Origin of the sequence: Halobacillus halophilus DSM 2266, assembly GCF_000284515.1 — a bacterium.
In the GTDB taxonomy this organism is placed as follows: domain Bacteria; phylum Bacillota; class Bacilli; order Bacillales; family Halobacillaceae; genus Halobacillus; species Halobacillus halophilus.
Genome location: NC_017668.1, coordinates 3,121,055 through 3,143,661, shown reverse-complemented (window position 1 = coordinate 3,143,661; position 22,607 = coordinate 3,121,055). Strand labels below are relative to the sequence as shown.

At 42.3% G+C, this 22,607-nt stretch carries 25 protein-coding genes; 19 read left to right on the top strand and 6 right to left on the bottom strand.

From position 1 onward, the window contains the following. The first annotated feature begins 2 nt into the window (after positions 1-2). From HBHAL_RS15545 to HBHAL_RS21535, 8 genes are all read left to right on the top strand, one after another. A complete protein-coding gene (locus tag HBHAL_RS15545; protein WP_014644416.1) occupies positions 3-794 on the top strand; it encodes an SDR family oxidoreductase in 792 nt (263 codons plus the stop codon). 279 nt (positions 795-1,073) lie between these two features. Then, a complete protein-coding gene (locus HBHAL_RS15540; RefSeq protein ID WP_014644415.1) occupies positions 1,074-2,288 on the top strand; it encodes a C40 family peptidase in 1,215 nt (404 codons plus the stop codon). A 70-nt stretch (positions 2,289-2,358) separates the two neighbouring features. Beyond that, positions 2,359-2,526, top strand: a complete 168-nt coding sequence (locus HBHAL_RS21540; protein ID WP_158512379.1) for a hypothetical protein — start codon at positions 2,359-2,361, stop codon at positions 2,524-2,526. Positions 2,527-2,833: 307 nt separating this feature from the next. Beyond that, on the top strand, positions 2,834-4,174 hold the full coding sequence (locus HBHAL_RS15535; protein WP_014641370.1) for an IS4-like element ISHaha1 family transposase: 1,341 nt from the start codon (positions 2,834-2,836) through the stop codon (positions 4,172-4,174). Between the two features lie 540 nt (positions 4,175-4,714). Then, positions 4,715-5,239: a GNAT family N-acetyltransferase gene (locus tag HBHAL_RS15530; protein ID WP_014644413.1), complete on the top strand. Its 525-nt coding sequence runs from the start codon at positions 4,715-4,717 to the stop codon at positions 5,237-5,239. Between the two features lie 70 nt (positions 5,240-5,309). Then, on the top strand, positions 5,310-6,209 hold the full coding sequence (purU, locus tag HBHAL_RS15525; protein ID WP_014644412.1) for a formyltetrahydrofolate deformylase: 900 nt from the start codon (positions 5,310-5,312) through the stop codon (positions 6,207-6,209). 95 nt (positions 6,210-6,304) lie between these two features. After that, entirely contained in the window at positions 6,305-7,189 is an 885-nt protein-coding gene (gene galU, locus HBHAL_RS15520; protein ID WP_014644411.1) for a UTP--glucose-1-phosphate uridylyltransferase GalU, read from the top strand. 251 nt (positions 7,190-7,440) lie between these two features. Next, complete coding sequence (locus HBHAL_RS21535) at positions 7,441-8,130, top strand: hypothetical protein (RefSeq protein ID WP_014644410.1); 690 nt, start codon at positions 7,441-7,443, stop codon at positions 8,128-8,130. 86 nt (positions 8,131-8,216) lie between these two features. Here the strand turns inward: HBHAL_RS21535 and HBHAL_RS15510 are convergent, their stop codons facing one another. Beyond that, the gene (locus tag HBHAL_RS15510; protein ID WP_041601405.1) at positions 8,217-9,854 is read right to left on the bottom strand and encodes a PucR family transcriptional regulator; all 1,638 of its coding nucleotides are present in this window, start codon (positions 9,852-9,854) and stop codon (positions 8,217-8,219) included. 228 nt (positions 9,855-10,082) lie between these two features. On the opposite strand from HBHAL_RS15510, the gene HBHAL_RS15505 reads away from it, so the two are divergent. The 4 genes from HBHAL_RS15505 to HBHAL_RS15490 are packed head-to-tail and all read left to right on the top strand — an operon-like array spanning position 10,083 to position 14,098. Then, complete coding sequence (locus HBHAL_RS15505; RefSeq protein ID WP_014644408.1) at positions 10,083-11,450, top strand: aspartate aminotransferase family protein; 1,368 nt, start codon at positions 10,083-10,085, stop codon at positions 11,448-11,450. Positions 11,451-11,461: 11 nt separating this feature from the next. Then, positions 11,462-12,163: a CoA transferase subunit A gene (locus tag HBHAL_RS15500; protein WP_014644407.1), complete on the top strand. Its 702-nt coding sequence runs from the start codon at positions 11,462-11,464 to the stop codon at positions 12,161-12,163. After that, a complete protein-coding gene (locus tag HBHAL_RS15495; protein WP_014644406.1) occupies positions 12,148-12,810 on the top strand; it encodes a 3-oxoacid CoA-transferase subunit B in 663 nt (220 codons plus the stop codon). The genes HBHAL_RS15500 and HBHAL_RS15495 overlap by 16 nt, the downstream gene beginning before the upstream one ends. Before the next feature lie 19 nt (positions 12,811-12,829). Beyond that, positions 12,830-14,098, top strand: coding sequence for a peptidase (locus HBHAL_RS15490; protein ID WP_014644405.1), 1,269 nt, complete (start codon positions 12,830-12,832; stop codon positions 14,096-14,098). Positions 14,099-14,274: 176 nt separating this feature from the next. On the opposite strand, the gene HBHAL_RS15485 is transcribed toward HBHAL_RS15490, so the two are convergent. Further along, on the bottom strand, positions 14,275-14,715 hold the full coding sequence (locus HBHAL_RS15485; protein ID WP_014644404.1) for a hypothetical protein: 441 nt from the start codon (positions 14,713-14,715) through the stop codon (positions 14,275-14,277). Between the two features lie 235 nt (positions 14,716-14,950). On the opposite strand from HBHAL_RS15485, the gene HBHAL_RS15480 reads away from it, so the two are divergent. The 3 genes from HBHAL_RS15480 (at position 14,951) to HBHAL_RS15470 (ending at position 17,856) form a co-directional block, all read left to right on the top strand. Further along, on the top strand, positions 14,951-16,606 hold the full coding sequence (locus HBHAL_RS15480) for a glycoside hydrolase family 13 protein (RefSeq protein WP_014644402.1): 1,656 nt from the start codon (positions 14,951-14,953) through the stop codon (positions 16,604-16,606). Between the two features lie 87 nt (positions 16,607-16,693). Next, positions 16,694-17,461, top strand: coding sequence for a putative hydro-lyase (locus HBHAL_RS15475; protein ID WP_014644401.1), 768 nt, complete (start codon positions 16,694-16,696; stop codon positions 17,459-17,461). 167 nt (positions 17,462-17,628) lie between these two features. Next, entirely contained in the window at positions 17,629-17,856 is a 228-nt protein-coding gene (locus HBHAL_RS15470) for a hypothetical protein (protein WP_145956055.1), read from the top strand. 28 nt (positions 17,857-17,884) lie between these two features. Here the strand turns inward: HBHAL_RS15470 and HBHAL_RS21530 are convergent, their stop codons facing one another. Continuing rightward, entirely contained in the window at positions 17,885-18,052 is a 168-nt protein-coding gene (locus HBHAL_RS21530) for a hypothetical protein (protein WP_158512377.1), read from the bottom strand. Between the two features lie 182 nt (positions 18,053-18,234). Here HBHAL_RS21530 and HBHAL_RS15465 point away from each other — a divergent pair, with 182 nt between their 5' ends. Then, entirely contained in the window at positions 18,235-18,885 is a 651-nt protein-coding gene (locus HBHAL_RS15465) for an NIF family HAD-type phosphatase (RefSeq protein ID WP_014644398.1), read from the top strand. 108 nt (positions 18,886-18,993) lie between these two features. Continuing rightward, entirely contained in the window at positions 18,994-19,170 is a 177-nt protein-coding gene (locus HBHAL_RS21525) for a hypothetical protein (RefSeq protein WP_014644397.1), read from the top strand. 65 nt (positions 19,171-19,235) lie between these two features. Here the strand turns inward: HBHAL_RS21525 and HBHAL_RS15460 are convergent, their stop codons facing one another. Genes HBHAL_RS15460 through HBHAL_RS15450 form a run of 3 tightly spaced genes read right to left on the bottom strand, consistent with a single transcriptional unit; the run spans position 19,236 to position 21,702 of the window. Then, positions 19,236-20,348 carry an RNA-guided endonuclease TnpB family protein gene (locus HBHAL_RS15460; protein ID WP_014644396.1) on the bottom strand — a complete coding sequence of 371 codons (1,113 nt, stop codon included), beginning with the start codon at positions 20,346-20,348 and terminating at the stop codon, positions 19,236-19,238. An 11-nt stretch (positions 20,349-20,359) separates the two neighbouring features. Further along, positions 20,360-20,749 (bottom strand): IS200/IS605 family transposase, encoded by a 390-nt coding sequence (gene tnpA, locus HBHAL_RS15455; protein ID WP_014644395.1) that lies wholly within the window; start codon positions 20,747-20,749, stop codon positions 20,360-20,362. A gap of 26 nt (positions 20,750-20,775) precedes the next feature. After that, positions 20,776-21,702, bottom strand: a complete 927-nt coding sequence (locus tag HBHAL_RS15450) for a prenyltransferase (protein ID WP_014644394.1) — start codon at positions 21,700-21,702, stop codon at positions 20,776-20,778. A 385-nt stretch (positions 21,703-22,087) separates the two neighbouring features. Between HBHAL_RS15450 and HBHAL_RS20950 the strand changes: the two genes are divergently transcribed. Together HBHAL_RS20950 and HBHAL_RS15445 are read left to right on the top strand one after the other, a co-directional pair. Then, a complete protein-coding gene (locus HBHAL_RS20950) occupies positions 22,088-22,288 on the top strand; it encodes an RDD family protein (RefSeq protein WP_087946099.1) in 201 nt (66 codons plus the stop codon). Between the two features lie 10 nt (positions 22,289-22,298). Next, positions 22,299-22,589, top strand: a complete 291-nt coding sequence (locus HBHAL_RS15445) for a hypothetical protein (RefSeq protein ID WP_231853953.1) — start codon at positions 22,299-22,301, stop codon at positions 22,587-22,589. The last annotated feature ends 18 nt before the right edge of the window (positions 22,590-22,607 follow it).

Sequence of the window (22,607 nt, the reverse complement as noted above, 5' to 3'; positions counted from 1 at the left end):
AGATGGATCTCCACTTAAAAGATAAATCGGTTATCGTACTTGCTTCAAGTAAGGGATTAGGAAAAGCGATCAGTACTGAATTTGCGAAAGAAGGGGCAAAGGTGCTGATATCAAGCCGCAGCGAGGCAGAACTGGAAAAGGCAAAAGCTGAAATTAAAGAAGTTAGCGGCAATCCGAATGTAGAATATCAAGTTTGTGACGTGACCAATAAAACACAGATCGAACAGCTTGTTCAAAAAGCCGTCGAACTGCACGGAACCGTAGATGTATTAATTAACAATGCAGGCGGTCCACCGGCCGGAACATTTGATGACTTCTCCGACGAAGATTGGCAACAGGCGTTTGAACTCAATCTGCTCAGTTTTACCAGGACGATCCGTGAAGTGCTTCCTTCCATGAAAGAGCAGAAGAGCGGAAAGATACTGAACATCGCTTCTTCATCGATTAAGCAGACGTTGGATAATTTGATTTTATCGAACACTTTCCGGGCTGGAATCGTTGGTCTTTCTAAAAGTCTATCTCAGGAACTCGCCCCTGATAATATTTTAATTAATACGGTAGGCCCTGGCCGGATAGCTACTGATCGCGTCGCTTCATTGGACCAAAAACGCGCGGATCAGGCAGGGATTTCTGCGGAAGAAGTACGTGAGAAAGCTGAGCAGAACATTCCGATCGGACGTTACGGAGAGCCAGAAGAATTTGCGAAAGCGGTGGTCTTTCTGGCCTCGGGTGCAAATACGTATTTGACCGGTCAATCGCTTGTAATTGATGGGGGACTGGTTAAAGCTTTATAAATAAAGAGGGAAAAAGACTGTCTCGGGGAGACGGTCTTTTTTTGGTATATTGGTCAGTTAGTTCTAGCAGTGTGGATACCTTGTTGGAAAAAGATCAGACGGATTTAATCTACCATCTCATTTATCTGAAATGGTAGAAGAGACTCTTTCTATTTTCCCATTTATATATCTCTAACAAGCTACCGAGAGTATTGACCGGACAGATCAGTAAACTTTCCCAGCAATCTTTGGTAAAATTTGCATCAATACACCAGCCTTATATGTAAAGGAGGCCAATCATTGCGCAAGCATCGTGGTAAATGGATGACAGCCATCACACTCATGGTTATTAGTTTGGTTGTATGGCAGTTTTCCAAAGATGATCGTGAAAAGCATCCGCTTGTAGAAGAAGCGGAAATCTATATAGGCGTCGATTACGAGCAGGGAGGTGCTTCTCCAAAGCAAGGGTTCGACAGTTCTGGATTTATTCAATATATATTCCAGCAAGTCCTAGAGTTCGAACTCCCGCGAACGCTGGAGCAGCAGAAGAATATGGGGGAGCAGGTAGAGCGCGATGCTTTGCAGGAAGGTGACGTACTCTTTTTCAGTAAAGACGATGAAGGCCTGACCCATGCGGCGATCTATATGGGAAAAGACCAGATCATTCACCCAACCGTCTCGGATGGAGTGGAAGTGACATCTTTTGAGGGTGACAGCTACTGGAGTGGAAACTTCGAGATGGCTAGAAGAATAACGGATGCTCCGGAGATTGCAAGAGAGGAAGATCTGGTGCAAACAGCTCTTCAGTATCTGGGAGTGCCTTATCTTTTTGGTGGGGAAACGCCAGAAGCATTCGATTGTTCCGGGCTCATTCAGTATGTATTTGAGGAAGCGAAAGGGATTTACCTCCCTCGTTCTACTGACCAGCAGTGGCAGGTGGGGGAAAAGATAGATGTAGATAACATCCAACCGGGTGATGTTATCTTTTTCAGCGACACGTACCGGGACGGAATTTCTCATAATGGTATCTACATTGGAGGGGGGCGATTTCTCCATGCCTCAAGGACCCAGGAAGTCACAATCTCTTATCTAAGTGGAGAATACTGGCAGGAAAAATTCACCGGAGTAAAACGATTTGAAGATCTGACGATTCCCAGGGAAGATCCTATAGTCTCAGAAGCCACTAAATATATTGGAGAAGTACCTTATCAAAAAGATGGAACCACACCCGCCGGATTTGATACCGCAGGATTCGTCGAATATGTTATGGAGAAGGTAGGTATGTCGTTCCCCCGTCGTGCAGAAGAACAATGGGAGGTTGGTGAATCTGTAGAAAAAGATGATCTCCAGCCTGGCGACCTTGTATTTTTAAAGGACGATTACCTGAATCCAGCCTTCTATATCGGCAATCATCAAATCGTTCATGTAACCTTAGCTGAAGGCGTGGAAGTGACGAATCTGAAGTCGAACGAATACTGGGGACCGAAATATTATGGAGCGAAGCGGGTCGACTAGCTCTTGTTTTGTGAGTGAGCAGACTCCTGTCTACACTTGATGGTTGGCTTCTTCTAAGAGGAGTGGTTTTGTGTATCTGGCTATAACGATTATATCGATCAGCTTCCTGATTCTTATGTTATATGGCTTTCGCAGCTCTCTGTTTTCAAGCAATCCAGAGAACCTTAAAGTGCTGATAGGGGTTTTTGTCCTTTTGCCCCTGATCATTTTAACAATCTTAGTAGCTGCATTCTTGTAAAGAAGAAAGGTTATTAATCATTCACAAACTTATTAAGCTAAAGGGCCGGATTGTGGAAGACTCAGTTTCGAGATAATTTGGATCCGTTATGTTGTTATGGAAAAGGGCTGGTGGGGAAATAACTCGCTTTCCTATGGGGGAACGGTGAGCTTCCTCGCTCGTTTCACTCCCTGCGGGATCTCACCTAGTTCCTTCTCCCATGGGAGTCTCGCCATTTCCCCATACCCGTCAAGCTAAGCTCTATAATTTCGTAACTCCCTTATAAACGTTACTCTTTTAGATGAAATTTCTAAAGGAGGATAATTTTATGGATCTTAGTAAACACCTTCGGTCTATGGCTCAAGCTATTACAGAAACTTTAGGAGATCATTCTCTACGACAAACAGCTAAAGAAACGGGATTTTTGAAACGGACCAGTAAACTTAAACCAGAAGCATTCTTAAGTTTATGCACCCTCTTAAAAGATTCCGTGGGCAAAAACACCTTACCTAACTTATGTAGCCAAATCTCCTACGAATTCCATACTTTTATCTCTAAACAAGCTTTGCATGAACGTTTTAACGATAAAGCGGTTTCCTTTCTAAAACAAGTATATAAGCAATTAGCCGATAAGCAGGAAATAACTTCGTCGGTTTTGGAACATCATTCATTATTCTCGCGCCTTAGAATTATGGATGCGACATCTTTTCGTCTGCCCAGCTCTTACTCCGATTATCCAGGAGTACAGGGGCATGGAGTTAAAGTACAACTAGAATATGAATGGCTCAGGGGCAAGTTACTCTACCATAAGATTCAAGCAGAAGCTAAAAGTGATAAAGATGCCGCACGTGATCAGATGGAGTCATTGGAACCAGGGGATCTACTGTTACGGGATTTAGGTTATTATTCGGCAAGATTAATAAAGGAGATGGAGAGTAAAGGGGCATTTTTCATTAGCAGAGTGCCGAGCCAAACCAAGTTTTGGACCGGGAGTTCGAAAGAAGGTTGGATACAAATTAAGCCTGAGGAAGATCTGAAACATAAGGTTTCGGGAGAAACCATTGATTATGGATTCATAAAAGTGGGAGGAGATTCACGAAGTTCCTATGTGGCTCGCATTGTAGCTCAGAAGCTTACGCTTCAACAACAAAAGCAACGGGAAAGAGCGTTACATTTAAAAAGGCAGAAAGGTCACCAGACCCTTTCTGCCAATCAAAGAACTCAAATTCAAATCCTTGTGACCAATGTAACACAGGAAGATTTGGCCGCTCAAGACCTTTACCCTTTGTATTCCATAAGGTGGCAGGTAGAGATCTTATTTAAAGCTTGGAAATCCCTATTTGAAATGGATGATGTCCGAAAAATAAATCAAGATCGATTGGAATGTCATTTATATGGAACGTTAATTGAGATTCTTCTCTCTTCCATGGTGACTTTCCAGTGTCGTCACTATTTATATTGGAAACACCGAATAGAAGCAAGTGAATATAAGTGCATGGATATCGTGAAACAGGCTTTGCCATATCTAGTGTCTCCAATAAAATCTGATTCGAAGAGTGTCGTAAAGATATTAGAAGCTATCTTCGAAAACGCTAGGCGACACGGCAGGAAAGACCACAAAGAAAAACATGAAAGTCCGTTCGATGTTTTAGGATTAACTTATAAATAAAAGATTCCCTTCTTTTTATTACTGACTCCTTTAGGAGTCAATATAACCTTGATTGGAAATATGTGTAATTGAAGGATTGGACCACTGCTTATCTAGAATTATTCACTTACTAGCTTGACGGATATGCGCCATTTCCCCACCAACCCAGCTGAGTGAGAATAACGGACCCTTCCATAAAAGTGAATGCTCTCCTTCTAAATAGGTCTTAATTGCTTCTATGACAAGCTTTTTTACATCGTTCTAGCATGAAAATACACTCCTTATCCCATGCTTATTCTCACCAAGCAGACAGGGGATTTAGTGGTTTCGAGTTTCTGATTCGGCCAGGTCCGGAGGGGGACGATGTAGACTCCTGCGGGATGAACATGATCGGTGAGATCCCGCAGGGCTGTTAAGCCCGAGGAAGCTCACCTCATGCCCGCGGAAAGCGAAATCGTCCCCCGCAGGACCTTCCGCTCAACAAATATCTCGAAACTGAGTCTTCAACAAACGGGAGCTTTTCTGAAAGAACCAATACTATGGAAAGGGGGTAAAGATTAGATGAATGAGGAATTGTATTTAGTCAAACCTACGGTAAAGTTAGAAAAGGAGTACCTATCTTTCTATAACGAATGGCTGGAAAGCGGTGAAAAAATGGTGCCCTGGGTCATTCAAAAGGATCCGGCGCCCTTCGGAGAAATGGTACAATATTTAATCGATCAGGAGAATGGAGTAAAACTTCGGGAAGGATGGGTACCAACTTCAACCTACTGGCTGCTTAACTCTGAGAATAGAATCCTTGGAGTGGTCAATATTCGTCACGATCTAACGGAATTGCTTCGGAACAACGGCGGTCATATTGGGTATGGCATCCGGCCTTCCGAAAGAAGAAAAGGATACGCGAGTAAGCTTCTGGCATTGTCTCTTGAGAAAGCGAAGGGCTTGGGAATAAACGAAGCACTTGTTGTATGTGATGAATGGAATACAGCCTCTTTTAAAACCATTCTTAACAACGGTGGAAATGCTGATGAAGACTACATAGAAGAGGATGGAAATGTGTTAAAAAGGTTCTGGTTGAAAAAATAAGGCTTACCTTTTCAATCGAATCACCCTCCTCTATAATGAAGGAAACAATGAATAAAAGGTGAGGTAGTCTATGTCTTCATACAACAACGAACAAATACAGCAATACTTAACTAATAATCAAAACAAAGCACGGCTATTGGTCAGCTGCAGCGACCAGCCGGGCATCGTTTCAGCCATATCTACATTTTTGTTCGAGCAGGGAGCGAATATTGTGGAATCCAGTCAATATACGACAGACCCGAGCGAGGGTACTTTTTTCCTGCGGATCGTATTTGAAGCCCCTGGCATGAAAGAAAAGGAATCGGAAATCAGGGAAGCTTTCAACGATATTGGCGAGAAATTTTCAATGAAGTGGAAGCTTACTTTTCTATCCAACTTAAAGAAAACAGCGATTTTTGCTTCTAAAGAAGTTCATTGTCTTAGGGAGCTTCTTTACCAATGGGAGAGCGGCGATTTGATGACTGACATTGCTCTTGTGATCAGTAACCACGAAACGGGAAGGGAAATTGTGGAGTCATTTGGGATTCCGTTTTACTATATTCCAGCAAATAAAGATATACGAAAAGAAGTCGAAGCTCAGCAGCTGAAACTTTTGGAAGAGTATGAGGTGGACGTGATTGTTCTCGCTCGTTATATGCAAATTTTGACGCCGGATTTCGTGGCGGCGCATCCATCCAAGATTATCAATATTCACCACTCGTTCCTGCCGGCGTTTATCGGAGCAAGCCCGCACAAGCGTGCTTATGAGCGCGGCGTTAAGCTGATCGGAGCCACTTCTCATTATGTCACCGATGATCTGGATGAAGGTCCGATTATAGAACAGGATGTGATTCGGGTCGATCACCGGAACGGCGTGCGGGATTTAAAGAAAAAAGGGCGCTTAATTGAGCGAAGTGTGCTAACCCGAGCGGTTAAGTGGGATATCGAAGACCGGGTCATTGTACATGAAAATAAAACGATTGTATTTTGATTCTTTTTTACCATAAAAAATTCAGTTTGTTATAATCTACCTTTTAAATTATACTAAAGTTAGACAAAATTCATGCTAAAGGTGGAATGAATGGAATGGGGAAAATAAAAAAAGCGATTATCCCGGCAGCAGGGCTGGGGACAAGGTTCCTCCCTGCAACAAAAGCCATGCCAAAAGAAATGCTGCCAATTGTAGATAAACCAACTATTCAATACATAGTGGAAGAAGCAATTAAATCCGGCATTGAGGATATTATTATTGTGACAGGTAAAGGGAAGCGTGCGATTGAAGACCATTTCGATAAAAACTTCGAGCTGGAAGACAACTTAATGAGCAAAGAGAAGTTTGAAATGCTTGATAAGGTGAACGAAACCTCCAATGTTGATATTCACTACATTCGTCAAAAAGAGCCTAAAGGCCTTGGACATGCGGTCTGGTGTGCCCGTAAGTTTATTGGAGATGAACCGTTCGCTGTCCTTCTTGGTGATGATATCATCCGCTCGGAAGAACCGGGACTGAAGCAGCTGATGGATCAATACGAAGAAACGCGCTCTTCTGTTATTGGAGTACAGCAGGTAGAAGAGGATCAGACGCACCGTTATGGGATTATTGATCCTGAAAATAAGAATGGCCGTTTGTACGGCGTGAAAAATTTTGTTGAGAAGCCGCCTAAAGGGCAGGCTCCATCTAACCTTGCGATCATGGGTCGCTACGTTCTTACACCGGAGATTATGATGTATCTGGATAAGCAGGAGAAAGGCGCCGGCGACGAAGTTCAATTAACGGATGCCATTCAGCACCTGAATACGATTCAACGCGTGTTTGCTTATGACTTTGAGGGTGCTCGCTACGATGTGGGTGAAAAGCTTGGCTTTATCAAAACGACCATTGAAATTGCACTGGAGCGTGAGGACTTGAAAGACGATGTGATGGAATTAATTACGGAGCTTGTAGAGTCTAATGAGAAAGTGAAAAGTTAATGTAATGTGGCAAAGGCTGTCTCTTCGGAGGCAGTCTTTTTTTATTTGCTTTTTTATAAACTATGATAGATTTTTTATATTTCCGAACAACCTCCTCCCTTTATCATCGTGGTTCCAATTGTTTTTAACCGAGTTTACACTCAGATTTAACTGATCATTTTATTAAAGATAAGTGTTTAAATGCATGGAATTCCTCGGATCTTAGCCGATAATACTATAGAATCGTTAAGTCTTTAGTCTTAGGAGGATGAATGTTGGAAACAAAAAAGAACAAGAAAAAAGTCTGGTTGTGGATCAGCAGCAGTGCTATTGTATTTTTTATTATGATTGGAATAGCTTCTGGAAATACGGCCGAAAGTGAAAGTCTTAATAATAAAGTTGCCTCACTAGAAGAAGAGGTCGAGCAAAAAGATCAAACTATCTCAGAACTTGAAGCTAAATTAGCAGAAGCAGAGCCATGGTTTAAACTAAGTGAAAAAGAGAAAGAACAGAAGTTAGCTGAAGAGAAGAAAAAGCAAGAAGCTGAAGAAGCAGCAGCTGAAAAGAAAGCCGCAGAAGAAAAAGCGAAGCAGGAAGCTGAAGAAGAGAAAGCAAGGAAAGAGGCGGAGGAAGAAGCTAAGAAAGGATACGAGACAGGTACCACGTTTGAACAATTAGCCCGCACACCTGATGATTATGAAGGGGAAAAGGTTAAGCTTTCAGGGAGAGTTATTCAAGTGATTGAAGCAGAAGGAGAAGAAACACAATTAAGGATTGCTGTTGATGATGATTATGATCAAGTCATCTTTGTTTCTTATGATTCTGCTATTATTAATTCACGCATATTAGAAGATGACAAAATTACAATTATGGGAGTTTCGCTTGGTCTCTTAACCTATGAATCGACCATGGGTGGAGAGATTACTGTTCCCGCTATTGCTGTGGATCAGATTGAGCAATAGTGTATAAACAATATCTTCAGGAGAGGGCTGGGTTCCGTTTTATGGGAACCCAGCCCTTATTGAAGCAGCCGCTTATATTATCATTATTACTGATAGTACTGCTCCAGCTTATATGCTGCCATCGCCAGCTGAAGCTTTAACCGGTCATCGGCTGAATCCAGATGATAACCGCTTCGCTTTTCAATAAGATTTAAGCGATATTTCAAGGTGTGGCGGTGGATGAACAGCTCTGATGCCGTCGCCTGAATATGGTGGTTATGCTTAAAGAAAGCTTCGAGCGTATAAATAAGGTCAATGCCCTGCTTACTCTTATTTAATAAGCTTCCCATTTGCTCCTCGTAGAATTGCTTGAGGCTTAGTCCGGCTTCTTTCATTTGTAGCAGTAAGTGAAAGGCAGCCAGGTCGTCATAATGGATAATTTTTTTCTCCATAAATAGGAGGGTATGGAGGTCGGCGGCATATTCAGCTTCTACCGCACTCTGATTCAGCCGGCTGACCTCTGCATATGTTCTCCCTACCCCGACCGTGACTTGAACTCGCGGGAATCTTTGTTTCCATAAACGATGCAGGATCCCGGCTGTCTTAAGGCTGTCCTGTTTCCAGTTTGTATTTCTTCCCTCTTTCACTTCAAAAAGAATCATTAATCCTTCGAGCCGTTCTCTAATTACAAACTGGCGGCCGAGCTTTTCCAATTCCGTACGAGCCAGATCGTTTAGAAGATCCATGCTTTTCTTAAAGTGACGACTGTCTTGAATGTTTTCCAGTTTTACGTAGAGGATGGCCTGACTTAGAGAGAGGTCAAATCCCAGTTTCTTTCCCCGTTCCAACGCCATCGACGAAGTTTGAAAATTCTTGTTGATCAGCTGCTCGAGAAACTCTCCCCGGAGACGGTTCTGGGTTTGTAAGACGGCCTCTTCTTTCAGGTATTCAATGGCAAATACGGCAGCGGCATGCTCGAGTGTACTTATATGAAGCTCGCTCCATTCATCGAGTTCTTTAATCGCAATCAGGCAGCCGTAGTTTTTTTCATTAGCTGAAATAGGATAGAAGAGGACCTTGAATCTATTCAGCTCCATTTCCAGGGGCTTCCTTTCTAACTGGCACTTTTCTGATAAGTCTTTGTAAGGTAAAGAATCCTGATGCACTATGAGTTCTGTTTCATCGATGCTGATGGATTCATGCTTCTGCACAGAATAGGAAAGATCCCCTGACTCATCCATGATAAATAGAGAGGTGCCGGTTAAGAGAGAAAGGCGATCAGAAATGCTTGGTTTTCCTTCATTTTTAACCACGAGCTGGGTTAATTGTTTATGAAAATCCAGAGAAGACGAGATTAATTCCATCTGTTTATTGAGAATCTGTTCTAAGATACTTTTGGTAATGCTGGAGAAGTTGAGAGCGGTAGGAAGTTCGATTAAAGGCAAATCATTCTGGTTCGCTATATCCTTAAATACCTGAGGAATCTGTTTCAGATAAAAACCGGTGTAGATGGCTGCGCCGGATAGTTTCTTCATGGCCAATAGTTTTTGAAAATGTTCACTATGCTGGTCCAATCCATATCCAGTTGTAACTAAGAACTCTCCTTCCTGAAGACGGCTAATATCTTCAATAACCTCAACGGTCGTCACCCATTTAATCAAGTTGTGAGTGCCACCTTGTCCTGCGATGAGCCTCGCAGATGAGAGACCCGGAAGCCGTAAAGCTTCGTAAACTGTAATACTCACGTTCATATCCCCCTTCTTTCACCACTCTGTATAAAGATCCATTCATTCATCTTTTCTAAGGTTAGATATTCCTTTTATTTATTATACAAAGCGTACAATAAAAAAGGTGTGAATTACATGATAAAGACGAATATAAATGATCGGTAAATTAACATAAACTATATGTAATAGGAATCTTTTACAAAAAAGTGGATGTAATAATTTGTGGTAATAGGAAGGAGGCAGAAAATGAACGATTCATGGTTGATTAAACCGTCATTTGATGATGTTTATCCGGTAGCTGCTTATGGGGAGGGGGTCTTCATATATGACGAACATGGTAACAAATATTTAGATGGATCCTCTGGAGCCGTTACCGCAAGTATCGGTCATGCCGTTCCTGAAATTGTGGAGGCTGTGACGGAACAGGCAAGGAAAATTTCCTTTGTTTACCGTTCTCAGTTCACTTCCCAACCAGCCGAGAAGCTGGCGGAGAAATTAAATGATCTTGCTTTTGAGGCAGACGATCCCTATTATTCCTTTTTTGTAAATAGCGGGTCAGAGGCAAATGAAACGGCCTTAAAGATTGCTGTGCAGTATTGGCAGGAGCAAGGGATGTACCGGAAGCATAAAATCATTTCACGCTGGACCAGTTACCACGGGATCACCATGGGGGCTCTTTCCATGTCAGGCCATACAGAACGAAGGAAACGTTTTGCCCCCATGTTAGAAGATTATCCAGGTATTTCGCCGCCTTACTGCTACCGGCGGCCCGCTCAGGAGTCTTGCAGCGATTATGAAATGAAATGTGCGGATGAACTGGACGCAGCCATTCGCCGGACTGGTGCTGAACAGGTAGCTGCGTTCATAGCGGAACCCATTATAGGGGCTGCTGGAGGAGTCATTGTTCCTTCTGCTGAGTACTACAAACGGATTAAAGAAATTTGCGATCATCATCAGGTATTATTTATTGCTGATGAAGTGATGACAGGCATAGGACGGACAGGAAAAATGTTCGCAATGGAGCATTATGGAGTTAAGCCGGATATTCTTACACTTGGAAAAGGAATGAGTGCAGGCTATGCACCAATCGCCGCCGCTCTTATTCATGACCGGATATTGGAACCAATTCGTAAAGGGTCAAAAGCGATTATCGGAGGTCACACCTATAGTGCCAATCCTCAATCTTCGGCAGTGGCTCTAGCCGTTCTCACCTTTATCGAAAAACACCAGCTGGTCGATCGTTCCGCTAAAAACGGTGAGTATTTAGTAAACCAGCTGAGAAATATGGCACTTACAACTCCGATAGTTGGAGACGTTCGCGGGAAAGGGCTGCTGATAGGAATTGAATTTGTATCTCATTTGTTTACGAAGACACCATTCCCTAAACAGCTGAACTTGACCCGGCTTTTGGTTGAAAAAGCTCGTGATAAGGGACTGTTGATTTACCCGGCTTCAGCGGGGATTGAAGGAGGCGACGGAGATGCCATTATTGTCTCTCCTCCATTAACGATCAATAAGCAGGAAATGGATACGTTAGTCAAGCTGCTTCAAGATTCTATTCACGAAGTTCAACGAGATTTGATGCTGAAGGGATACATGGATTCGACTGGATAGGAGGAATGAAGATGCAAAAAAGTAAACAAAAGCCTGTAAATAAAGTAGGAACTATACATGAAGCTCTGTCCTATATTCACGACGGAAGCACGCTAATGTTCGGAGGCTTTGGAGGGATCGGAAACCCGCCAACACTAATTGATGCCATTTTAGAAAAGGGAATCAAGGATCTGACACTGATTGGAAATGACGCTGCTTTTCCTGATATCGGCATCGGACGTATCGTCAGCCGGGGGCTTGCGAAAAAGATCATTGCCTCACACATCGGCTCCAATCCTGTGGCGGGTCAATTGATGACGGATGGAAAGTTAGAGGTAGAATTCTCTCCGCAGGGTACACTCGCTGAGCGAATTCGAGCGGGCGGAGTAGGTTTGAAAGGGATTTTAGTGGATGTAGGACTTGGAAGTATGGTGGAAGAGGGGAAACAAAAGGTAACGGTCGATGGAAAAACGTGCATTCTGGAAACACCACTCAGAGCTGAAGTTTCCATTGTCTATGCAAAAAAAGCAGACACTTTTGGCAACCTTGTGTACGATACAAGTGCCAGAAATACGAGCCCTCTTGTTGCTATGGCAGGGGACTACACGATTGTCGAAGTCGAAGAAATTGTGCCAGCGGGTGAATTAGATCCTGAATGCGTGGTAACACCCGGGATTTTCGTTGATATGATTATTCAAAGTAAAGGGGTGAACTGGACATGGGCATGGGAGTAGATCTGCGCAACCGGATGGCCAGGCGGGCGGCTAAGGAAATAGACCCCGGCATGATCGTTAACTTGGGAATCGGTATCCCTTCCCTCGTTTCCAATCATATTCCGACAGATATGCAGGTTATGTTCCAAGCGGAGAACGGAGTACTTGGCATGGGAGAATCTCCCGAAGAGGGTGAGGAAAATCCAATGCTCTGCAATGCAGCTGGTTTTCCGGTAAGTATCGTCCCGGGTGCTTCTTATTTTGACAGCGCGACTGCCTTTGGCATTATTCGATCAGGAAATCTGGATATTACTATTTTGGGAGGCCTGGAAGTCAGCGAAAAGGGGGATCTGGCTAACTGGATTGTGCCGGGAAAACGGGTGCCGGGGATAGGCGGAGCCATGGAGCTTGCTCAAAAGGCTAAGAAGGTCATTGTACTGATGAGCCATGTAAACAAGCATGGAGAACCAAAAATTGTACCCGAGTGCCAGCTCCCTTTAACAGCTAAAGCATGTGTGGACATCATCATCACCGACCGGGCTGTCATAGAGGTCACGGAGAAAGGACTTTTGTTAAAAGAAGTGATGGCTCCTTATACAGCTGACGATGTAATGAAGCATACGGCTGCTGAGTTAATGCTGTCTGATCAAGTAACTACATTATCGTGATGAGAAAGGAGAATGGATAGTGGAACTCAACAAGGATAATATTCACGAATGGCTTCAGGGCTATAGAGAAGAAGGCACGAAACTTCTTCAGCGTCTGGTTCAAGCGGACAGCACCCAGGGGAATGAAGCCGAAGCACAAGCTGTCGTGATCGAAACGTTAAAGGAACTGGGAATGACCATCGATCGTTGGGATCCGGATGAAGAAGAGGTTAGGAAGCATCCTTATTTTGCTTCTTCAAGAGAGAACTTTAAAGGAAGCCCGAACGTTGTAGGGGTCCAACAAGGAACAGGCGAGGGCCGGTCTATTATCTTTAATGGCCATATTGATGTGGTTCCTGCCGGGGACCGCACCCAGTGGGAGCATGATCCTTATAGCGGTAAGGTGATCGACGGACGGATGTATGGCCGCGGGGTTACGGATATGAAAGGCGGCAATGTCTCCATGCTCCTTGCTTTGAAGGTATTAAAGAATCTTGGCATCAGACTTAAGGGAGACGTTATTTTTCAAAGCGTTATCGAAGAGGAGAGTGGAGGAACAGGAACCCTTGCAGCCGTAATGAAAGGATATAAAGCCGAGGCGGCTCTTATCCCTGAGCCAACCAACATGAAGATTTTTCCCAAGCAGCAAGGCTCCATGTGGTTTCGTATTTATGTAAAAGGCCGATCGGCTCATGGAGGGACGCGCTATCAAGGGGTTAGCGCAATTGAAAAAAGTATGATGGTTATCGATCATATTCGTCAGTTAGAAAAACAGCGAAATGATCAGATCAACGATCCACTGTACCAAAACATCCCGATCCCCATTCCGATCAATGTAGGGAAAATTGAAGGAGGAGACTGGCCATCTTCCGTGGCCGATCTCGTGAAAATAGAAGGACGTATGGGGATTTCTCCAGAAGAAACGATCGAAAATGCTAAAGCAGAAATGGAAAACTGGCTGAAGCAACTGAAAGATAAAGATCCCTGGTTTGAAGAACATCCGACCACGTTGGAGTGGTTTGGCGCACGCTGGCTTCCAGGAGCGATGGATCAAGAGCACCCGTTCATGAACACCCTCGTAGCTGGGTATCGGAACGTACTGGGCGCTGATCCTGTTATTGAGGCCTCCCCATGGGGAACGGACGGCGGATTGTTAACGGAAGCGGGAAAAACGCCTTCTTTAGTCTTTGGTCCTGGAGTAACGGAAATGGCTCATTACCCAAATGAGTATATTGAGATGGACAAAGTATTTGAAGCAGCAGAAATTATGGCATTAACCTTGATGGAATGGTGCGGAACAGAAGAATGAAACCACAATAGATTAAAAAAAGATAAAGGAAGAAACTCCCACCTCAGGTCATCCATAAAATGGATGACCTGAGGTGGGAGTTTCTTGAAAATTTGGATCTGAAGTCGTTAGTATAAAGCTGGGATTAAGAGCCTGAAAAAAAGGAAGAGCTGCAAAAATTGCAGCTCTTCCTTTTTTTAGTCCATATCTACATCTTCACTCGTTACCACATACAATCTGTCAGTTTTAAAAGTCTTAAATTCTTTTAAGTATTCACTATGGTAATGGATTTTTTGCTCAATCACTTTATCTAATTTATCTTCTCGATCAGCTTCCTCAAGTGCATCCCTGGACCCTAGTCTACTTGCAAGCTGGTCAAGAAAAACTTCTTCTTCAGGTGTCCTGGTTTTTCTATTTAATTGAATTTTAAAATCCTCAGTCGGTACGTATTTCTTAGATTCTTCATCATAACTTACCAGATTTTCAAGTTCAAAATCTTTGGCGTAAGAGAGAATATATTGCGTCAAATCTTCATAATCGCTCAAGTGATCTTGCTTTTTAGTTCCTACTGTACGATTGGTTATGTAAGCCATTTCCATTAGTAACTGAAACTGTTCTTGTGTAAATTTCATGTCCATTCTCAACAACTCCCTTTCAAAGCCAGCCTACTAATATCCTATCAAACTCCAGCACATTTAAAAGGTAAAAATGAAATTTAATTAAATAATCCAAAACCTTCCACCTCAGGTCATCCATTTTCTGGATGGCCTGAGGTGGAAGATTATGGATTGAGGTGTGTTAGAATGAGGTTGTTTTCAGATAGGTAGTGTTAGGGAAAAGGTTATTAAATTATGGAAAAGCAGGTGAAGATATATGACAAACCAAACGCACGAATGGTGGAAGAAAAGCGTCGTCTATCAAATTTATCCGAAAAGCTTTAATGATACGAACGGGGACGGAATTGGAGATATCCCCGGAATCATAGAGAAACTCGATTATTTGAAGGAGCTTGGTATTGATGTAATTTGGCTGTCTCCGGTCTATGATTCTCCACAGGAAGATAACGGCTATGATATACGCAATTACCGGCAGGTAGATGATCTGTTTGGATCGATGGAAGATTTGGAGCAACTACTCGATGAAGTACATCAGCGGGGAATGAAGCTTGTAATGGATCTGGTAGTCAACCACACCTCCGATGAGCATCCCTGGTTTGTGGAATCTTCTAAAAGCACAGACAATCCGTACCGTGATTACTACATATGGAAGGATGGCAAAGAAAACGGGGATCCCCCTACGAATTGGAATTCCGTCTTTGGCGGCCCGGCCTGGCAGTATGATGAACAGACTGGGCAGTACTACCTTCATATTTTTGCTAAAAAGCAGCCCGACTTAAATTGGGAGAATCCCCAACTCCGTAAAGAGGTTTATGACATGATGAAGTTCTGGTTGGATAAAGGCATGGACGGATTCCGTATGGACGTTATCAATTTCATCTCGAAAGATCCTTCTTATCCGGAAGGACTGGATGGCGATGGAAGCCCTTATTTCATGAATGGCCCAAGAATTCATGAATTTTTACAGGAAATGAACAATGAAGTTCTGTCTCACTACGACGTCATGACTGTTGGGGAGATGCCTGGAGCTTCACCGGAGGATGCCAGGCAGTACACTGACCCTGAGAATGAAGAATTGAATATGATCTTTACCTTCGAACATATGGACTTGGATTCCGAAGGAGATAAGTGGAATTTAAAACCACTTAATCTAATAGAACTCAAGGAAAACTTTGAAAAATGGCAGACAAAGCTGCACGGGACGGGCTGGAACAGTTTGTACTGGAATAATCACGATCAGCCGCGGATCGTCTCCCGATTTGGAAATGACGAGTCCTACCGGGAGAAATCGGCTAAAATGCTTGCCATCTGCCTTCACATGATGCAGGGAACACCGTATATTTACCAGGGAGAAGAACTTGGTATGACCAACGCCCGTTTTGAAAACCTGGAGGATTACCAGGATATTGAACTGCTTAATATGTATGAAGAAAAGAAAGCGGAAGGCTGGTCACATGAGGAGCTAATGGAAGCCATTTATGTTAAAGGTCGAGATAATGCGCGGACGCCGATGCAATGGAACAGTCAGGAGCACGCCGGTTTTACCAGTGGAACACCGTGGCTTCAGGTTAATCCTGCGTATCCAGAAATCAATGCTGAAGCCGCGCTTCAAGATAAAAACTCGATCTTTTATTTCTACCAACGGCTGATCCAGCTGAGAAAAGAGAAAGATATCATTACGGATGGAAATTTTGAACTGTTGATGAGAGAAGATCCGGTGGTATTTGCTTATAAACGAACGAATGGGAATGAAACTCTTGTCGTACTATGCAACTTCTCTGACCAGCAGGCAGGAGTAGCCGAGGAGTTAATCCAGACCATTCAGGCAGGCTCAGTAGTTGTATCGAATGATCAGGAACAAAAGAACCGAGGAGTTCTGGAACCATATGAAGGTGTGGTTTATTCCGTTTAATTAAAAGGAAAAAGCAGAAGAACAATGGATCACTTAGAAGAAAGTTCTTAAGATGCTATTTTTAACTATAAAAATGAGGTGCTGTTCATGAAGCCGGGAGATGAGAGATTTCGTTTTCGTAACGAAGAATGGACAGGGACAACGTCTGGATTATGTGAAAAATACGTTCAAACTAATTTAGTAACCCTGCCGAAAGAATATGCTTTTGATTTTCTACTCTTTTGTATTCGAAATCCAAAGCCCTGCCCATTAGTTGAGGTACTTGAAGCCGGTCAGACCGTTCCGGCAATGGCCGATGCGGACGTACGAACGGATCTGCCTCGTTATCGTATTTACCGCAATGGTGAATTTTCAGAAGAAGTGCTGAACTTAACGGATGTGTGGCAGGACGATTTCGTAACCTTCCTGATTGGATGCAGCTTCACTTTCGAAACAGCCCTGGTTGAGGGCGGCATTCCAATGCTTCATCAGGAACAAGAGAAAGTTGTTCCTATGTATAAGACGAATATCCCGTTAGAGAAAGCTGGTTTGTTTGAAGGAAAAATGGTGGTCAGCATGAGAGCGATTCCCAATAATCTAATGGATGAAGCTTTGGAAATCTCCGAGCGATTTGGACAGGCTCATGGAAGTCCGGTTCACGCCGGACATCCGGAGGACATTGGCATTCCTAATCTTCAGAATCCTGATTATGGAGATCCTGTTGATTTTGATCCTGCTTCTTCTACACCTGTGTTCTGGGCTTGCGGGGTCACTCCTCAAAATGCAGCACTTCAAGCGAAGCCTCCGATTATGATAACCCATGCACCAGGTCACATGCTCATTACAGATCAACTTGATCCAAATTACGACAGATAAGTACAAGACTCGTTCGTTTAGAACGAGTCTTGTACTATATTAAATGACGGCCTCACTCCTGATAAACTTCTATGTTACGATTATTAAAACTGTTCAAAAGAAAGGTGAATCATTTTTCTGGAGGTGCAAATTTGAGAAGCACTCTCATTCTCCTATGTATGTGCTTTATGCTCTCGGCATGCTCAAATCATTCAGAAGAGATTCGATTAAGCGGTGAGATTACTAGAATCGAAGGGGATATGGTATCTATTGGGCACAATGAGATCATAGTTAAGGATGGGGACAAATTTAAGGTTGGCCAGCAAGTGGAAGCTGTGTTGATTGATCATACATCAACAGAAGCGTGGACGCCTCATGAATACGATGTGAAAAACATTCAGATTTTGAATGAGTAGCTGACCGATAAATAAGTATAATGCATTGTTATAGACTATTTTCAGTAGCAATCGTTGTAATGATGCAGCATACAAATCCAAGAAGCATGATGTTTATGACGATATCGTATGATCGCTGCATCTGTAGAAAGAAGCCCGTTAGCAAGGCTGCTGCACCTAGTAATCTCAGGATTTTTAGAATAATATTTGTTCTCATTCAAGCTCTCCTATTTGGAATAGAGTTTTTTACCCCATACCCTTATCCAATATTGAAAAAACTGGAACCGGAATTAATTGTACCAATAGGAATCGCTAATGGTATATAGTCTAGTCCTTTGAATAAATGCTTCATTAGTAAGTAATCAGCCATAAAAGAGAAACCGTAAAGGAGAAAAGTTCATGACACAGTCCCTAATTTTTGATATGGATGGAACTCTGTTTCAAACCGACAAAATTTTAGCGTTATCTTTGGAAGATACGTTTAATCAGTTAAGGTTACAAAATAAATGGAATGACGCCACTCCGATAGATCACTATCGAGAGATTATGGGGGTACCACTTCCGAAAGTGTGGTCTACCCTCTTACCTAATCATTCAGAAGAAGTAAGGGAAGAGGCTAATGCTTATTTTCTGGAGCGTTTGGTGAAAAACATTAAAGATGGACAAGGGGCTCTATATCCTCATGTAGAGGAAGTTTTCCAATACTTAAAAGAAAATCAATACGAGATTTACATAGCAAGTAATGGACTAACCGATTATTTAAACGCCATCGTGAACTATTACCAATTAGATCAATGGGTGACGGAAACATTCAGTATTCAAGAGATCAAGACGCTCGATAAAGCAGATTTAGTCCAGCATATTATGAAAAAATATGAGATTAGCCAGGGAATTGTCGTTGGAGACCGGCTCTCCGATTTCCGTGCCGCTAAAGAAAATGGGCTGAAGGCTATTGGGTGCCGTTTTGATTTTGCCCGTAAAGAAGAACTTTCTGAAGCTGATTTGGTCATAGAAGACTTAATGGAATTACAAAGCATCGGGAACAAATGAATTAATTCGTAGAAAAATTTAAAAAATATGAAGAAGGCAATAAGAAACTAAACATCGAATTTCTTCAAATCGTTGTGATGTGATTTCCATTTTTAAGGGGGCTTATTTATGATTTTACTTACAGCTTCAAGTGGTAGTTTTAATATTGGAGACATGATGGTGCAATTATTTTTCTTCGCTATTTTGATATTCATTATAACGGGCATTACTTCATTCGCTGTTTCATGTGAACTACCCGCCACTTACCACCCTTACGGGTCGCTTGAAGGGGGGCTTCTTGGGTAATCGCCACTTTTGTTAGCTGACGAAATAGACCAAGCTAACCCTCTTGTTCCAAGAGTTTATATTCATTAGAGTAGTGCTAATAGCCGAATCCCTTCTTTTTTAATGTTGAGAGCCGAATTGTAATCTCTATCGAGATTCAGCCCGCACGAACAAGTGTATGTCCGAATATTCATAGGCATTGGCTGTGTATTTCCACAATGCGAACAAGTTTGTGTAGATGGGTACCATTTATCAATCTTGATCAAATGCTTCCCTTGTTCGTTCAGTTTGTATTTTAAGAAAGATTTGAACATTCCCCACCCATTATCAGCAACACTTTTACCAAACTTCAAGGCTTGTGACATCCCTTTCATATCCAGGTCTTCGATGATAACGGCATCATAGTTTGTCACCAACTCTTTTGATTTGTGATGAAGGAAGTTCTTACGTTGATTGGCCGCTTTCTCCTGGATTTTAGCCACTCGTATGCGTTGCTTATTCCAATTGGAAGAGCCTTTCTTTTTGCGAGACAATCTCCGTTGTTCTTTTGCTAATTTCACAAGTATTTGACGATAGAAATTTGGGTAATTGGCTTTCTTACCCTCACTATCGACAAACAACCCTTTCATCGCAAAATCCAACCCAACGACTTGTTCGGCTTTTTTAGGTTTTATCTCTTTCTCGTATTCTGTAAGAATGGAACAAAAGTATTTTCCTGAACCCGTCACAGATAACGTACAAGACTTTATGGTATATTCCGAAGGAATATCTCGATGTTGCTTCATTTTTACCTTTTTGAGCTTTGGTAATTTGATATGGCCATCTAATAGTTGAATGTTTCCGTTCACGGCGTTGGTTGTGTAGCTTTGTTTATGTCGCTTACTTTTGAATTTTGGAAATTTGTTTTTTCCTTCGAAAAAGGATTTATATGCCTTATCCAAGCTCAGTTGAGCGTTTGCCAAAGCGAGACTATCTACTTCTTTCAACCAATCAAATTCCTTCTTATATTTAGCAGGCGTTGGATGTTTGACCTTTTTTAGTTCCTCTTTATCTTTTTTGTGAGTTTCGTATGTTTCTATGCGTTCGGCTAACATTTTGTTATACACGAAACGAACACAACCGAAGGTTTTGTGGAGAAGCAATGCTTGCTCATCCGTTGGATACAAACGAAACGTATAGGCTTTGTTTTGTTTGGCCATATCAAATCACTTCATTTCTTCTCTTGGTTTTCAATATATTTTTTTACTACTTCAATGGACGAACCACCCGTGGTTACTAAGCAAAAGCTTCTTGACCAAAACATTTCCTTCCATAATTCCTCCCGAACGGAAGGAAACTCTTTTTTGATAAGTCTGGAGCTTGCACTTTTATAAGCGTTAATAAATTTTGATAATTCGGTGTTGGGATGAGCTTTGAATAAAATATGAATATGATCAATGTCGTGATTCCATTCGACCAGTGAAATATTGTAGCTTTCACTCAACGACAAGAATTTATCTTTAGCATAGTTTGAAATGGTGTCATCGATGACGTGTCTTCTATATTTCACGACCAATACAAGATGATAATACAACAAATCCGGGCAAGCACTTCGAACCATTCGAAGTGCTTTTTTACTAATGTGAGTTAAATAAATATTCCGAGCCATACGGCATTGACCATGGCTAAAATAAGAATGATCTTTTCGTAGGCCGAAACCTGTTCATAATCATGCATACTCATTTTAAAAATTAAATAGATAGAAGCGCCAGCCATCGCTACTACGCCGAGAGCGGCCACCCCTCGATCTGCACCTAGCCAAAAAGCACATAGAACTGTAAAAGTGAAATACATTAATGCTGGGAGACGAGCGTAAGCGATGCCGAAGCGATCAGCGGCCCATACGACACTCGTCTGCTTCATAGGTGTTGCTTTTTTATCGGCCTCCCGGTCAGGAATATGGTGAACCATTACCCAGGCAATGCAAAAAAGAGCATTAATGACAGCATTCTGCATGACCCATTCAGGCAGAGAATCAAGTGTGAGCCACGCACCGGCGAGACCGAGGAAGAGAACGGACGGGAAGGTCGATAGCCATTCACCTAAAAATGGGCGGTAGCTGAATTGAAGAGGTGGCAGCGAATAGGACACAGCTCCCCATACTCCTACTGCGAGTAAAATCCCGAGTTTTGGATACCCGGAAATAAACAGCAAAATGATAGTTAGACCTAAAAGCAGAAGCAGCCCTTTTCCAATTTTCCAGAGGTTGGCTGATGATATAAAGCCAGATTGAATAACGCGGCTTCCGCCCGATAATATAGCAGGGCTGTATGTATCGGTGCCGGAGAGATCGTCTACATAATCGTTCAGGATATGCGTAAGAATGCCGTGGATGAGGAATGCGCCAAAGATTAATAGAAGGAATAAAATCATCAACTGATTTGTAGAGAAGGTGAAATATAAATACAAAGGAAGAACAGTAGAAACAATGGTAGCGACACTGGAGGAGACAACGGCAATAGAGCGCATTAAGAGCCAGACTCCTTTAAGGTTGTACAAGGCTTGCTTCTGCATGTGGAAGAACTCCTTTTTAATAGAAGATATTCTTCTATTATAAGGGAAGTCGAAAAAGGAAGAAATAGCCACTCGCAGAAAAAATAGAATCATAAGCGAATCGAAATAGATGGATAATTATGTTAAAATAGTGGTGTTAAGGTAGATAAGTATGGAGGGGCCTGATCAGATGAATTCTGGTTTAGAAAGGGATGGATTTAAAGTTCGTGGGATCTCCTTTATGCTCGACTTTTAATTGTAAGTACCCCCCTTCGCTTTCATATTTACTATAGTAAACGATAATTTTTCTCTAGAATTTACATAAGGGTTTTCCTAGGATATAGGGTATGGTTTCTACTTGACCGTTCTCCCTGTGATATGGAGCGGTTATATGATCGGTAAATGAATCTTTAGGATTCATGTGGTTAAAGTTAACGGCAAGCGTCTTACATTGCTTGACACGTTTATACGCGAAATCATAGGAAAGCTGGTCTTAACCTACTTAACTCTTGGGATCAACAGCGTGATTAGTGCAGCTATGGTTGCTTTTTTAACGGACAGACGATCCATTCATGACCATTTATCTGGAAAATGTGTAGACCATTGATACTGACGATGTGGTAGGGTTTTATATTTTCTTAAAGCGATTTCTGCAAAAAGAGCAAGCTGAATCAAAAGTTTCAGGAGGAGATTACTTGTTTGCTAATATTCTATGGGGGCTATTTTTAGTTCTGTTTGTAGCCATGATGATTTATCTCGACAAACGAAAACAGAAGAAACGATATGATACTCATAGAATGCAAAAGGGAGAAAAAACGGAAAAAGAAAAAGAAGTGGATCGGGCGATAGAAAAAGAGAAATCCTTTAGAGGCGGTCCTCCTAGTCCTCCCTCTGGAGGTGGATTCTGATGTGTTTTCGAGAGGAGA